This window comes from Wohlfahrtiimonas sp. G9077, from assembly GCF_002252155.1.
In the GTDB taxonomy this organism is placed as follows: Bacteria; Pseudomonadota; Gammaproteobacteria; order Cardiobacteriales; family Wohlfahrtiimonadaceae; genus Wohlfahrtiimonas.
Genome location: NZ_NEFD01000002.1, coordinates 24,231 through 37,411, shown reverse-complemented (window position 1 = coordinate 37,411; position 13,181 = coordinate 24,231). Strand labels below are relative to the sequence as shown.

General features: G+C 45.8%; 12 protein-coding genes. 3 read left to right on the top strand and 9 right to left on the bottom strand.

The genetic code is table 11. The annotated features are described in order from the left end of the window. Window positions 1-43: 43 nt before the first annotated feature. Complete coding sequence (locus B9T20_RS03425) at window positions 44-745, bottom strand: fumarylacetoacetate hydrolase family protein (RefSeq protein WP_094489840.1); 702 nt, start codon at window positions 743-745, stop codon at window positions 44-46. A 197-nt stretch (window positions 746-942) separates the two neighbouring features. Between B9T20_RS03425 and B9T20_RS03420 the strand changes: the two genes are divergently transcribed. Together B9T20_RS03420 and B9T20_RS03415 are read left to right on the top strand one after the other, a co-directional pair. Further along, window positions 943-1,239 carry a hypothetical protein gene (locus tag B9T20_RS03420; protein WP_094489839.1) on the top strand — a complete coding sequence of 99 codons (297 nt, stop codon included), beginning with the start codon at window positions 943-945 and terminating at the stop codon, window positions 1,237-1,239. A 75-nt stretch (window positions 1,240-1,314) separates the two neighbouring features. Then, window positions 1,315-1,986: an alpha/beta hydrolase gene (locus B9T20_RS03415; RefSeq protein WP_094489838.1), complete on the top strand. Its 672-nt coding sequence runs from the start codon at window positions 1,315-1,317 to the stop codon at window positions 1,984-1,986. Here B9T20_RS03415 and B9T20_RS03410 read toward each other — a convergent pair. The 5 genes from B9T20_RS03410 to prpB all read right to left on the bottom strand — a co-directional run bounded on the left by B9T20_RS03410 (window position 1,966) and on the right by prpB (window position 7,830). Further along, window positions 1,966-2,982 carry a PTS transporter subunit IIC gene (locus B9T20_RS03410; RefSeq protein ID WP_094489837.1) on the bottom strand — a complete coding sequence of 339 codons (1,017 nt, stop codon included), beginning with the start codon at window positions 2,980-2,982 and terminating at the stop codon, window positions 1,966-1,968. The two genes, B9T20_RS03415 and B9T20_RS03410, sit on opposite strands and share 21 nt — an antisense overlap. A 169-nt stretch (window positions 2,983-3,151) precedes the next feature. Beyond that, a complete protein-coding gene (locus B9T20_RS03405) occupies window positions 3,152-4,168 on the bottom strand; it encodes a mechanosensitive ion channel family protein (protein ID WP_094489836.1) in 1,017 nt (338 codons plus the stop codon). Between the two features lie 100 nt (window positions 4,169-4,268). Beyond that, entirely contained in the window at window positions 4,269-5,696 is a 1,428-nt protein-coding gene (locus B9T20_RS03400; RefSeq protein ID WP_094489835.1) for a bifunctional 2-methylcitrate dehydratase/aconitate hydratase, read from the bottom strand. Window positions 5,697-5,747: 51 nt separating this feature from the next. Continuing rightward, the gene (gene prpC / locus B9T20_RS03395; RefSeq protein ID WP_094489834.1) at window positions 5,748-6,908 is read right to left on the bottom strand and encodes a 2-methylcitrate synthase; all 1,161 of its coding nucleotides are present in this window, start codon (window positions 6,906-6,908) and stop codon (window positions 5,748-5,750) included. A 34-nt stretch (window positions 6,909-6,942) separates the two neighbouring features. Beyond that, on the bottom strand, window positions 6,943-7,830 hold the full coding sequence (gene prpB / locus B9T20_RS03390; RefSeq protein WP_094489833.1) for a methylisocitrate lyase: 888 nt from the start codon (window positions 7,828-7,830) through the stop codon (window positions 6,943-6,945). A gap of 241 nt (window positions 7,831-8,071) precedes the next feature. Here prpB and prpR point away from each other — a divergent pair, with 241 nt between their 5' ends. Continuing rightward, complete coding sequence (gene prpR, locus B9T20_RS03385) at window positions 8,072-9,688, top strand: propionate catabolism operon regulatory protein PrpR (RefSeq protein ID WP_233491541.1); 1,617 nt, start codon at window positions 8,072-8,074, stop codon at window positions 9,686-9,688. Window positions 9,689-9,732: 44 nt separating this feature from the next. On the opposite strand, the gene B9T20_RS03380 is transcribed toward prpR, so the two are convergent. The 3 genes from B9T20_RS03380 to B9T20_RS03370 form a co-directional block, all read right to left on the bottom strand. Next, window positions 9,733-11,211: a DASS family sodium-coupled anion symporter gene (locus B9T20_RS03380; RefSeq protein ID WP_094489832.1), complete on the bottom strand. Its 1,479-nt coding sequence runs from the start codon at window positions 11,209-11,211 to the stop codon at window positions 9,733-9,735. Between the two features lie 173 nt (window positions 11,212-11,384). Then, window positions 11,385-12,413 carry a ThiF family adenylyltransferase gene (locus tag B9T20_RS03375; RefSeq protein WP_094489831.1) on the bottom strand — a complete coding sequence of 343 codons (1,029 nt, stop codon included), beginning with the start codon at window positions 12,411-12,413 and terminating at the stop codon, window positions 11,385-11,387. Beyond that, the gene (locus B9T20_RS03370; protein ID WP_094489830.1) at window positions 12,413-13,180 is read right to left on the bottom strand and encodes a thiazole synthase; all 768 of its coding nucleotides are present in this window, start codon (window positions 13,178-13,180) and stop codon (window positions 12,413-12,415) included. Before B9T20_RS03370 ends, B9T20_RS03375 begins: the two co-directional genes overlap by 1 nt. Window position 13,181 lies beyond the last annotated feature (1 nt).

The window sequence follows — 13,181 nt, the reverse complement described above, 5'->3', positions numbered from 1 at the left end:
AAGGCAGAACAAATGTTCTGCCTTTTTACTCATCACGCAAATATTATTCCGCAATTTTCAGCGTAATGTCGCCCACGCCTTCAATGTGACCGGTCAATTCATCCCCCGCCACCACAGCGCCGACGCCTTCTGGCGTGCCGGTCATAATAACATCGCCCGGCATTAACGTATAAAGCGTGGATAAATGGGCAATGATCTCATCCACTGACCAGATCATTTGTGCCAAATCAGAGGATTGCTTCACCTCACCATTGACGGACAACTCAATCTTGCCGCTTGTCAATTCACCGCACTCAGCAATTGGCACCACTTCTGAGATAATGGCGCCATTTTCAAAATCCTTGGCAATGTCCCAAGAGAGGCGGCGCTCTTTCATTTGTGCTTGTAGATCACGACGCGTCATATCTAGCGCACATGCATAACCAAAAATGTAGTGTTTTGCTTCTGCGACAGGAATGTTCGCACCCTCTTTCCCGATGATGACCGCAAGCTCCATTTCATGGTGTAGATTTTGCGTGCGCGATGGATAGGCAATCGTGCTGCCACTTGGCGCATAATGGCTTGGATGTTTTAGAAAATAAAACGGCTCTTGCGTCGCTTTATCCACAGAGCTGCCCATTTCGTTGGCATGAGCAAGGTAATTGCGCCCAACGCAAAAAATGCGATGAATCGGCATCGTTAATTGATATTTTTTAATGGGTAAAGCCACCACGCTGTGGGGCGGGAAAATGTATTCAGCAAACATAGAATCCTCCTAATTTTTATGATGAATCTCCATCATATAATGATGCTGAAAATTTAGCACCCCCCATCATTTTTTGATAAAAAATCGCCACTTTTTCATTTTTGTACTATCATTATATCCGTTGACGGTCAATTCAACCCTTTGATCTTATTATCAACACACTCTATCATCTATGCGAGATTACTCAGGAAGCCTCAATGCAACACACTCTTAGCAGCACAACTGCCATCAACCATCAAGGTGAACATGTGAACCATAAATACACTGAAATGATGAACATCCTCGTTGAACTCTTCGAAGCCTTTAACATTAAGTTGACCTCTGAACAAGCTCACGGCTCAATGGCATTGCCATTTTCAGGTCGCGTACAGTATTTATTGTCCCTTCCAAGCATTGTCAACTCATGGCGCACACAATATGGCGCAGAGCCCACGGCAGAAAACATTCGCCGCATGAACATCGTTTTAACACAAATGAGCATGCGCGTTGACTAATGGTGTGATGCCATGAGATTCCATCGCCGCATCATCGCACTCTTTTTTTGTATGATTCCCCTAGGAGCCTTCACCATGGCAAAATCTCCATTAATCATCGATTCGCCCATCACTGCTGATTCAGCAGTGATCTGGCTCCACGGCCTTGGTGCCTCTCAGCAGGATTTTGCGCCGGTTGCCCATTATTTGCAACAACTCAATACACCATCCACCCGTTATATTTTGCCCCAAGCGCCCGATTTATCGGTGACGCTCAATGGCGGCTATGTGATGCCGGCTTGGTATGATTTGATTGATTTAACCCATCCGCGCACTGTGAAAGTCGAAGAGCTCGATGCCGCTGCCCGCACCATTCGTGCATTGATTGATGATGAAGTCAACAAAGGCATTGCCATCGATCGCATCTTTTTGGCTGGCTTTTCTCAAGGTGGTGCCGTTGTACTGCACACCGCTTATGTGCATGAAGATTTGCCCCTTGGCGGCGTTTTGGCCTTATCAACCTACTTCCCCACCAGTTCTGATGAACCCTTAACCAAGATTCAGCAAAGCATCCCAAGCATTCATCTGCATGGCACGCTTGATCCTGTGGTGCCAATTGAATATGGAAAGGCGGCCAAAGATGCCTTGGAAAATCATGGTGTCAATGCTGCATGGCATACCTATCCAATGCGCCATGAAGCTTCAGAAGCTGAAGTCCAACAAATTGGCCAATGGCTCGCGGAACAATTAACGCAAAGTGAGGGTTAAATCGCCTGTGTTGATCAGCCCTTTTTGACGCATCACCATCGCAATACCAAGGCTCAATACAACAGGCAAAATGATGTGAAACACCAAGACTAAACTTGCGGTGTGCACAGAAAATCCCATGGTTTCAAATGCCATAAACTGCCCCACAAAGCCGCTTGTGCCCATGCCGGCGCCGGCTTTGTTGTTGATCATCTCAAAGCCCACAATCGCAATCGGTGCGCAGATGAGACCAGCGAGCGTGGGCGGCAATAAAATCCATGGGTTTTTCACAATATTGCCAATTTGCAGCATCGATGTGCCAATCCCTTGTGCAATGACACCCGAAAACCCATTTTCTCGATAACTGATGACTGCAAAGCCCACCATTTGTGCAGAGCAACCAATCACGGCGGCACCTGCTGCCACGCCATCTAATCCCAACATGAATGACAATGCTGCGCTTGAAATCGGTGCGGTCAGCGCCAGCCCCATAATGGTGGCCACAATCATGGACATCATAAGTGGATGTTGTGTGGTGGCCCAATTGATGGTGCCGCCTAAATAATTCATCAATTCTTGAATCGGCACGCCAATCAATTGTGCGCTGCCATAACCGATCAAAATCATGCTAAATGGCACCACTAAAATGTCGAGTTTGGTGGTTTGATAGAGAAGCTTGACGAGTTCAACAGTCACTAAAACAGCAAAATAGCTGCCCGCCACGCCGCCGACTTGATTGCCCATCGCGCCCACAAAAATGGCACTGAACAACAATAATGGCGGTGCTTTCAAGGCATATGCCACCGCAACGCCAATGGCCGCGCCCACCACTTTGCCATCCATCGCAAAGGTGCCAAGCTCCACAAATAGCCCAATGCCAAGCTGCGTGCCAATCGTTTTGATGATGAGCCCGATTAACAATGATGAAAACAGCCCAAGCGCCATATAACTCAAGGCATCCACGAAATAAGTGCGCGCTGACCATTGCACCCCTTTTCGCTTCATCCACTCCAACATGATCTCCTCCAAAATGCATAAAATATAAGCAAAATCGCTTGGAAAACTACTCTAGCATTTAATATATAAAATTCAAGTGAATAATTTATTAAAAATTGTTTAATACATAAAACAATGCATGCCTAAAAAATCCCGCCCGAAGGCAGGATTGACCATACAATCATCGCGATTATGCTGATTTTTGCATGTACAAAGTTTGCGTTGGGAAGGCAAAATCTGCGCCATGTTGATGCACGATGTTGATCATCTCTAAATAGACTTCTTGCTGCGCCTCTAACCATTCTGCCCAAACGGTGGTTTTAGTGAAGCAATAGATCATGATGTTTAAAGAAGAATCGGCAAATTCATTGAAATAAACGAGCAATGTTTGCGTGGCATCGATCTTTGGATGCTGCTGCAACATGGTGCGGATGTCATTGACAATGTCGCCCACTTTATCAGCATCATCATAACGCAAGCCCAATTCTGTTTTGATGCGTCGATTGGTCATGCGCCCTGGGTTTTCAACGCTGATGGAGGAGAACACGGAGTTAGGCACATACAATGGACGATGATCAAACGTCATGATTTTGGTGATGCGCCAACCCACTTCCACCACGGTGCCTTCAATCTGACGATCCGGCGAGCTCACCCAATCACCAATGTTAAATGGGCGATCAAAATAGAGCATAATGCCTGAAAAGAAGTTGCTTAAAATGTCTTTACCCGCCATACCAATGGCGATGCCGCCGATCCCACCAAAGGCCAATAAACCCGATAAACTTAAGCCAAAATGCTCACCAAACATCAACACGATGATGCCGAAAATGATGATTTTTAACACGCGATTAATGATGCGGGCAGAAGTTGGATCGCCATGTTTACGCACTTGAGCTTTCTCTAAGCGGTTCATCACTTTAAAAAGGCGATTGGTGATGATCAACACAATCCAAAAGACTGAAATGAGCTGCACAGTTGAGGCGGCAATGAAGTGCAGCTTAAAGTCCACAAGCGCCAGTTGCACATATTGCGAGAGCACGAGCACAACGCCACACAATAGCGCCGACTGTAATAAACGGGAGATGATGCCTTTTTTGCTGTCCTTAAAACGGCGGCCACAAAATGCGCTGATCAAATAGGCCACTAAACCCACACAAATGACCCCGCCGCCCACAGCATATTTCATTAATAATGTTTCGGTGATCATATTTTGTCCTTCTGTTATGAAATTATCTCGCCATTTTACAGAAAAAAAGCCCGCATAGCGCGGGCAAAGGACTGGAATCAAATTTATTATTATGGAGAGATTAGATTACATAAAGATCCACATATTCATTGACAGGAATCTCTAAGATTTTATCCAAATTAAGGCTGGCATCGAGAATCGTGTTTTGTTGTTTCTCAGGGAAGCGGCGCGCTAAGTTCACTTTGAATTTTTCGATGAGCAATGGAATGCCATCGGTTCTGCGGCGCTTGTGGCCAATTGGATATTCAACCACCACTTCATCTAACACCGTGCCATCTTTGAATGTCACCGTTAAAGCATTGGCGATCGAGCGTTTTTCAGGATCGTGATAATCTGCCGTAAATTGCGGATCTTCCACACATTCCATTTTGTCACGTAAAGCATCAATGGCTGGATTTTTTGCAATCGTATCTTCATAATCAGCAGCCGTTAAGCGACCATAAATCAATGGCACCGCCACCATGTACTGAATACAGTGATCGCGATCGGCAGGGTTATTCAATGGCCCTTTCTTGTCGATGATGCGAATGCATGCTTCGTGCGTACGAATGGTAATTCTCTCGATGTCCTCATAGGTTTTACCCATGGCATCTAATGTGCCTTTTAAAGTCATCGCAGCTTCAACTGCTGTTTGTGAGTGGAACTCAGCTGGGAAGGAGATCTTAAAGAGTACATTTTCCATCACATAGCTGCCATAAGGGCGCTGGAATTTAAATTCTTGGCCTTTAAAGGAGACATCATAAAAGCCCCAAGTTTTGGCTGTGAGCACTGAGGGATAGCCCATTTCACCTTTTTTGGCCATCAAAGCTAAGCGAACGGCGCGCGAGGTGGCATCCCCTGCTGCCCATGATTTACGTGAACCTGTGTTCGGTGCATGGCGATACGTTCTTAAAGATTGACCATCAACCCACGCTAATGAGACGGCATTTAAAATCTCTTCACGCGTCAAACCAAGCATTTGAGCCACAACTGCTGTGGATGCCACTTTGACCAAAATCACGTGATCTAAACCCACTTTGTTAAAGGAGTTTTCAAGGGCAATACAGCCTTGAATTTCATGGGCCTTGATCATGCCCGTTAAAACCGCTTTCATGGTTAAAGGCGCCTTACCATTGGCAATGGCCACGCGAGAGAGCCAATCGGCCACTGCTAAAATGCCGCCTAAGTTATCCGATGGATGGCCCCATTCTGCTGCCAACCATGTGTCGTTAAAATCGAGCCAGCGAATCATTGCACCGATGTTAAACGCCGCTTGCACAGGATCTAACTGAAATTGTGTGCCTGGCACTTTTGCACCATTTGGCACCATGGTGCCTGGAACAATCGGCCCCATCAACTTAGTGCATGCCGGATAATCTAAGGCTTCTAAACCACAACCCAATGTGTCCAACAAACAGTAATGCGCCGTTTGATACGCCAATGGTGATTGAATTTCATAGTTGGTGACGTAATCGACGATGTCCACTAAAACTTGATCAAATTTTTGCATTGTACTTCCCTATTTTCTAAATTTTATGTGTGAATGAATGTTGATGTGCCATTAACGATCTTGAATGAACACAAATGCCATGGGCTCAGGGCCATCGTAATGGGCAGATGGGCGGATGATTTTGTTATCTTTGCGTTGCTCAATGATGTGTGCTGCCCAGCCTGCAGAACGCGCAATGGCAAACAAAGGTGTAAACATCGCCGTTGGTACGCCCATCATGTGATACGACACCGCAGAGAACCAATCTAAGTTCGGGAACATGTTTTTCTCACGTTGCATGAACTCTTCTAAGCGCTCAGCAATGTTGAACATTTTCATGGAACCGGCTTCCATCGATAAATCATGCGCCACTTTTTTGATCACGATGTTGCGCGGATCTGCAATCGTATACACAGGATGACCAAAGCCAATGATGATCTCTTTACGCGCCACGCGTGCTGCAATGTCCGCTTCTGCCTCATCCGGAGAATCATAACGCTGTTGAATTTCAAAAGAGACTTCGTTTGCGCCGCCATGTTTCGGGCCACGCAATGCACCAATCGCGCCAGAGATGGCAGAATACATATCCGATCCCGTTCCTGCGATCACGCGGCTTGTGAAGGTTGAGGCATTAAATTCATGCTCTGCATACAAAATCAATGAAATGTGCATTGCTTTGACATGTTCTGGCGAAGGCTTGTGGCCATGTAATAAATACAAGAAATGGCCACCCAATGAATCTTCTTCGGTTTCAAGCTCAATGCGAACGCCATTGTGGCTGTAGTGATACCAGTAAACCAACATTGAACCCAATGATGCCATTAAGCGATCGGCAATGTCTTTCGCTGCTGCACAATCTTGATTGTCCTTTTCTGGCAAAATACAGCCCATCAAAGAGACGCCCGTTCTTAACACATCCATCGGATGGGAGGAGGCAGGTAAAGTTTCTAAGGCTTTTTGCACAGCCTTTGGTAAACCACGCAACGCCTTCAATTTCTTTTTATATAAATTGAGTTCATTTTGTGTGGGCAACTTACCATGAATGAGAAGATAAGCGACCTCTTCAAACTCACAATGTTCGGCTAAATCCAAAATGTCATATCCGCGGTAATGCAATTCATTACCATTGATGCCGACGGTGCATAAACCTGTGGAACCGGCGATCATGCCAGATAAGGCAACGGATTTTTTGGGCCTAAAACTTGGTGCAATAACCTCTAATACTTTACTCATGATCTTCTCCTCCTAAGATTGAACATCGCGCTTTTTATTTTTTCTGCGATGAGAACAATGAATCTAAATAATCTTCATATTGGTAATAATTAATGCTCTGATATAACTCTTCACGCGTTTGCATGGTATCCACCACGCTTTGTTGCGTGCCCTTCTCACGAAGTGTTTGATAAACGTTCAATGCAGCCTTATTCATGGCGCGAAATGCGGACAATGGATAAAGGGCAATCGCAACGTCTACACTGCGTAATTCATCTAAAGTGAACAGCGGCGTTTTACCGAACTCAGTTAAGTTTGCAAGCACAGGCACACGGGTTTTATCCACAAATTGCTTATACATTGATAATTCCGTCACAGCCTCTGGAAAGAGCACATCTGCGCCCGCTTCAATGTAAGCATGCGCGCGCTCTAAGGTTTTCTCTAAACCTTCCACAGCCAAAGCATCCGTTCTTGCGATGATCACAAAATCAGGATCTGTTTTCGCATCCACCGCAGCTTTAATGCGATCGACCATTTCAGCCGTTGATACGATCTCTTTATTCGGACGATGGCCACAGCGCTTTGCTGTCACTTGATCTTCTAAATGAAGACCAGCTGCGCCCGCTTTAATGAATGATTTCACCGTGCGTGCAATGTTCAATGCTGTGGTGCCAAGGCCGCTGTCAGCATCGGCAATCAAAGGGAGATCACACACATTTGTGATGCGCTCGATGTCCACTAAAAAATCATGCAAAGTGGCAATCCCTAAATCCGGGACGCCAAGCGAACCTGCTGATACGCCGCCGCCGGATAAATAAATGCTTTTAAAGCCAGATTGCTGTGCCAATAGTGCATGATTCGCATTGATCACGCCCACCAACTGTAATGGTGATTCCACCGCTAACGCCTCTTTAAAACGTTTGCCTTGAGAATTGACTGCCATACTTCACTCCTTTATTTGATAACTGTATTGATGCAACCGTTATCAGTGATAGAGCAATTGGCGTGCCAACTTTTATTTTTTGTAGTCTTTTTGTAATTATTTTTTCTATCTATCTGTTTATGTTACGGTTAAATTTTCAAAACAGGGTTCATGAAAATAATTCATGCATTTCAAAATGTTGCATTTTTATCATTTCTGTGCAACAAATGAACAAAATGAAATAATATTGGAACAAATCATTATGACCACCAAAAACACATCTGAAAAACCCATCATTTGGACCGTTTCCATCACACATTTGTATGAAACTTTCCAAGAAATGAGCAATGAATTTTCTGAAATTGCCGAAATAACACCGATAAAACAAAGCTTTGAAGAGGCTGTACAATACATCAGATCCGCTACAAAAGAGCATCACTGCGATGCCATCATTTCCGCAGGTTCCAATGGTGCCTATTTAAAAGATCGCCTCTCGATTCCCGTCATCAATGTGCGTGAAAGCGGCTTTGATGTGATGCACGCCCTAGCAAGCGCCCGTGAAATCAGCCCGAAGATTGGCATCATCAATTACCGTAAATCATTGCCTGCTTTAGAAAAATTCAAGCAAGCATTTGGCATTTCGATCGAAGAGCGCATTTACATCACGCGGGATGATGCCAAAGCTGCCATCAATGAGCTTAAACGCAAAGGCATTGGCGTCATTGTGGGCGCAGGTCTCATCACAGAAATGGCCAATGCCGCGGGCATTCCTTCCGTTTTTCTCTATTCAACAGACACCATCCGTGAAGCCTTTCGTCATGCCATTAAGATTGCCAAGCAGTCGATTCATCTGCGTAAAAATAAGCTCAACGAAACCAAATTATCGTTAGATGCCAAATATCATGTGGGCGACATCAAAGGGTTTTCACCTGAAATTGAACGCGTGCGCGCAGCGGTTTTACTCTACTCCAAAACCAAAGCCCCAACTTTGATTCAAGGCGAGAGCGGCACCGGTAAAGAGCTCATTGCACACGCCATTCATCATGAATATACGGCGCATTTTCAGCATAAAACTGGTCAACAAAAGCGCCCCTTTGTGGCCATTAACTGTAGCGCCATTCCTGAATCCCTGTTGGAATCGGAACTCTTTGGCTATGAGGAAGGCGCGTTTACCGGTTCACTTCGCGGCGGTAAAGCGGGCGTGTTTGAAGTGGCCAACAATGGCACGCTCTTTTTAGATGAAATTGGGGAGATGCCATTATCGCTACAAAATCGTCTGTTACGGGTTTTGGAAGAAAAAAGCATTGTGCGCGTCGGCGGTTATCACCCGATTCCCGTAGATGTTAAAATCATTGCCGCAACGCATGCAAAGCTGGATGAATGGGTCAAAGCTGGCAAATTTAGGCTCGATCTCTTTTATCGTTTAAGCGTGCTGAGAATCTTCAATCCGCCCCTTCGTAAACGTGGGCGCGACATCATTTTATTGGCAGAAACCTTATTAAAACAGGCGCTCACGTCATTGAATTTACCCATTCGTCATGAATATTTAGCCGCATTGCCAAAGTGTGACGAAGCGCTCCTCAATTATCATTGGCCGGGCAACATCCGCGAGCTTCGCAACATCACAGAGCGCATTGCGCTGTATCTCAAAGCAAATCCGAACCAAGTGCCCAATAATCGGATGATTCTTGATCTTTCAGATGAGCGCCACATTCATTATGATGAACCAAGTATTTTGACAGATCCGCCTTTAATCAGCGAAGAGCCGGATCTTGCCGCCTTATTAAAATATTTTAAAGGGGATAAACAGGCGGTGGCCAATTATCTTGGCATCAGCCGCACCACGTTGTGGCGTAAAATGAAAGCCCTGAAATCTTAAGGATAAAAAAAGCAGCCCGCAGGCTGCTTTCTTGAAGGTGCTTGTTACCAATAACCCAACATTTTCCACCAAAGGCCACCGATGTAAAACCAAATGGCTAAGTTCACAACGCTTGTGGCAAAGCCCACTTTCCACCATTCGCCCAAAGTTGTATAACCTGAGCCATAAATGATGGGCGCTGTCCCTGTACCATAATGGGTTAATGACATCATGAGCGAAGATGAAAATGCCAATGTTAATGCCAGTAACATTTGCGGTGCACCAAGGGCAATACCAGCTGCTAAGAAGGCGGCAAACATGGCTGTAATGTGCGCCGTTGTACTTGCAAAAAAGTAGTGTGAATAAACATAGACCAACACTAAAATCAGCATGCCAAGAATCCAGTTAAAGCCAAAGTCATCAATGCCATGACCAACCGTCACCGCCAACCAAGAGACTAAGCCCAATTTACCTAAAAAGCCCGCCATCATCACCAATGCAGAGAACCAAACAACGGTATCCCATGCGCCTTTATTGCCGAGCACTTCGTTCCATTCCAAAACGCCTGTGATCAATAAAATGGATAAACCAATGAATGCTGCCGTGGTTGGGCTGATGGTAAACGCAGGGCCAAAAATCATCGCAGGAACGCCTGCCCACATAAAGAGCAACAGACCAAACACGCACAACGTGATTTTTTCAGGCAACGACAATGGTCCCAATTCTTTCAGCTGTTCTTTGGCAAAGTTTGGGGCATCCGGTGTTTTCTTAATTTCTGGCGGGCAAATGAGATACACAACCCACGGCATCACCAAAAGGGAGATGATGCCCGGCACAAATGCCGCCACCGCCCACATGCCCCACGTTAAATGAAAGCTTGGATCTGTGCCCTCATAAATCAAAGCCACAATTAATGGGTTCGGTGCCGTTGCGGTGATGAACATCGCAGATGTAATGGGGTTGGTGTTATAGTTCACGAGCGCTAAATAACGACCGATTTTTTCAGTGGAACCTCGTTCAGGTTGACTGCCAAAACTGGTGGCAATCGAACGCATGATGGGATGAATGATGCCGCCACCACGCGCCGTGTTACTTGGTGTCACGGGCGCTAAAATGGTCTCTGCAAATGCTAGCGCATAAGCAATGCCCACCGTGCGTTTACCAAACAATGAGATTAAAAAGTAGCCAATGCGTGCACCTAAGCCCGTTTTCGTTAAGCTCATGGAGATCATGATGGAAATCCCGATCAACCAAATGAGCTCATTAGAAAAGCCGCTTAATGCATCCCCAAGCGCTGCCTTTGGATTGCCAGGATTGGTCACACCCGTAATGGCCACTAAGCTGATGGAGATGATCGAGATGGCACCAATTGGCAATGCTTTACCAATGATGGCGGCAATGGTGCCCACAAAAAGCGCCAACAATTGCCATGCATTGTCGCTGACGCCTTCAGGCGTCGGAATGATGAACCAAATGATTAATGTTAATGCAACCGCCACCAGAGCAGGTATCGGTTTAATGGGGGCTAGCTGAGTATTCTTCATAGTCATCCCTTCTTTTTTTGATTATAGAGTATTCATATCATGGCGCAGCCCTTGATACAAATGGGATCACTCATGGAATGATCCGCCTCAAGAAAGGGCCAAATGCCGCCTGAATAGGCATCACCATAACAGATACAATCAGCTTGTAAAGGGTTGATGAAATGAATAAATGACTAGATTAAATTAATGATATTTTGATAGAGCGCTAATGCTTCATCCACATCGTGCGTACCATAGACAATTGCGCGGCCATCTTTAAAGAGAATGATGCGATGTGCCCCTTCGATGTTTAAAAAATATTCATTAAATCGATGTGCAATCCCCCGCGTGATTAATATTTTTTCAAGCGCCGCTAGATCTAACGGCTGCATTTCACGAATCATCACAGAGCCATCACCACATAAGCGTTGAGCCTCACGTTGCGCCTGCATTAACGCAGGATACGTTGGATTGTCGCCGCATGTTGGGCAATTGTTTCGTTTAAATTTTGTCAGATTCACGGCTTGCGCATGAGATGACCATACATCCATCGTCCACAAGGTATCGCGCATTGCAGCCGGCTCCACAAAAAACTTCAGGGCTTCTGTGGTTTGAATGCTAGAGATCAATTGTAAGATTGGCTGAATGACGCCAACAGAACTACATGTATCACCGCTTTCTAAAGGCACTGCCCCTAAAATACAACGAAGACATGGTAAATCTTTACGATGCGGTACATTAAAATTGTGGCTCATGCCGTAACTTTCGAGCGCTGAACCAAAAATCCACGGAATGTTTTGCTGATAACAGGCATCATTGATGATCATGCGAAGCGCCAAATTATCCGTGCCATCGAGCACCAAATCAGCACCTTTAATCAGATCGACAATGTTGTCACTAGAGACATCCACCAAATGCGTGGTGATGCGCGTTGTGTGATTGATGGCCGTTAAATGCTGTTTTAAGGCCACCACTTTTGGTAACGATGCGGCAGCGTCGGCCTCCGTAAAAAGGGTTTGACGCTGCAAATTACTCAATTCCACAAAATCGCGATCCACCAATATCACATGCCCAATGCCACTTCGCGTTAAGGTTTCAGCATGCTGCGCGCCTAAAGCGCCGCAACCGATGATGACAACTGTGGCTTGATTGAGGCGCTCAACGCCCGCTGTTTGAATGCGAGCAAAGCGGGCTAAGCGATGATATCGGGGATCAATGCTCATTAACCGATCAATCCTGTCAATGGGCTGCTTGCTGTGGCGGTGAGTTTTTTCGGCATGCGTTTTGCTTCAAAACCCAAACGACCGGCCACACACGCCATGCTCATCGCACGGCTCATTTTAATGGGATCTTGTGCATACGCAACGGCGCTGTTGAGCAATACGCCATCTGCACCAAGTTCCATCGCCATGGCCACATCACGCGGTGAACCTAAACCTGCATCCACAATCACGGGCACTTTCGCATCCTCAATGATGTAGCTTAAATTATATGGATTCACAATGCCCAAACCTGTGCCAATTGGCGATGCGCCCGGCATGATGGCATGACAACCGAGCTCTTGAAGTTTACGGGCAAGCACCACATCATCGGATGTGTACACCAATACTGTCATGCCTTCTTCCAACAACATTTCTGTCGCTTTCAATGTTTCCACAGGATCCGGCAATAGCGTTTTCGGGCAACCGATGATCTCAACTTTGATCATGTCGCACAAGCCAGAGGCTTTGGCCAATTTTGCGGTGCGTACCGCTTCTTCAGCTGTGCTCGCACCTGCCGTATTTGGCAACAATTTATATTTAGACAAATCCAATTGCTCCAATAAATTGGGCTGATTGGCATCAAAAATGTCCATGCGGCGCACCGCAAAGGTCAACACTTCTGTGTCACTGGCTTCAACGGCGCCTTTTTGTTCTTCAAAGGTGCGATATTTACCTGTGCCTAAAAATAGGCGTGATTGGAATTCAAAATCCCCAATTTTTAATGTCATC

Bases quoted from the DNA above. Each gene is read 5' to 3' on its own strand.
- B9T20_RS03375 (WP_094489831.1), bottom strand. From the start codon at position 12,413: ATGAGCATTGATCCCCGATATCATCGCTTAGCCCGCTTTGCTCGCATT.
- B9T20_RS03420 (WP_094489839.1), top strand. From the start codon at position 943: ATGCAACACACTCTTAGCAGCACAACTGCCATCAACCATCAAGGTGAA.
- B9T20_RS03370 (WP_094489830.1), bottom strand. From the start codon at position 13,180: ATGACATTAAAAATTGGGGATTTTGAATTCCAATCACGCCTATTTTTA.
- B9T20_RS03415 (WP_094489838.1), top strand. From the start codon at position 1,315: ATGGCAAAATCTCCATTAATCATCGATTCGCCCATCACTGCTGATTCA.
- B9T20_RS03425 (WP_094489840.1), bottom strand. From the start codon at position 745: ATGTTTGCTGAATACATTTTCCCGCCCCACAGCGTGGTGGCTTTACCC.
- B9T20_RS03380 (WP_094489832.1), bottom strand. From the start codon at position 11,211: ATGAAGAATACTCAGCTAGCCCCCATTAAACCGATACCTGCTCTGGTG.
- prpR (WP_233491541.1), top strand. From the start codon at position 8,072: ATGACCACCAAAAACACATCTGAAAAACCCATCATTTGGACCGTTTCC.
- B9T20_RS03400 (WP_094489835.1), bottom strand. From the start codon at position 5,696: ATGCAAAAATTTGATCAAGTTTTAGTGGACATCGTCGATTACGTCACC.
- prpC (WP_094489834.1), bottom strand. From the start codon at position 6,908: ATGAGTAAAGTATTAGAGGTTATTGCACCAAGTTTTAGGCCCAAAAAA.
- B9T20_RS03405 (WP_094489836.1), bottom strand. From the start codon at position 4,168: ATGATCACCGAAACATTATTAATGAAATATGCTGTGGGCGGCGGGGTC.
- prpB (WP_094489833.1), bottom strand. From the start codon at position 7,830: ATGGCAGTCAATTCTCAAGGCAAACGTTTTAAAGAGGCGTTAGCGGTG.
- B9T20_RS03410 (WP_094489837.1), bottom strand. From the start codon at position 2,982: ATGTTGGAGTGGATGAAGCGAAAAGGGGTGCAATGGTCAGCGCGCACT.